At 63.7% G+C, this 491-nt stretch carries 1 protein-coding gene; it reads right to left on the bottom strand.

The genetic code is table 11. The features are described from left to right. The coding region (locus BK660_RS30160) for an amidohydrolase family protein (protein WP_473087019.1) at positions 1 to 491 on the bottom strand (491 nt) is incomplete at both ends.

Raw genomic sequence — 491 nt, 5'->3', positions numbered from 1 at the left:
GTATTCGGGCGGCAACGCGTGGGCCGCCAGGCAGGTGCTGCGCACGCTGATCGGCAGCTCTTTGGCCAAGCGCCGGATGACCCGGAGGATCTTGCGTTCATTGGCCAGATCGAGGCCGTAGCCGGATTTCATTTCGACCGTGGTCACGCCGTCGCGCATCAGGCTTTTCAGGCGTTTCGCGGCGCTGGCGAACAGCTCGCCTTCAGTGGCTTCGCGAGTCGCGCGCACGGTGCTGGCGATGCCGCCACCGGACGCTGCGATTTCCGCATAGCTAACGCCTTGCAGACGTTTTTCGAATTCGCCGCTGCGGTTACCGCCGAACACCGTGTGGGTGTGGCAATCGATCAGGCCGGGCGTGACCCATGCACCTTGCAGGTCGTTGACCGCCGGGTATTCGCCGGACGGTAATTGATTGCGCGGGCCGATCCACTCGATGTGCGCACCGGACGTCACGATGGCCGCATCTTCGATGATCGAGTAGACGCCTTGCG

It is taken from the genome of Pseudomonas brassicacearum, assembly GCF_003732265.1.
GTDB lineage: Bacteria > Pseudomonadota > Gammaproteobacteria > Pseudomonadales > Pseudomonadaceae > Aquipseudomonas > Aquipseudomonas brassicacearum_D.
The sequence above is the reverse complement of the archived record's forward strand: the minus strand, read 5'-3'. Positions and strand labels throughout refer to the sequence as shown.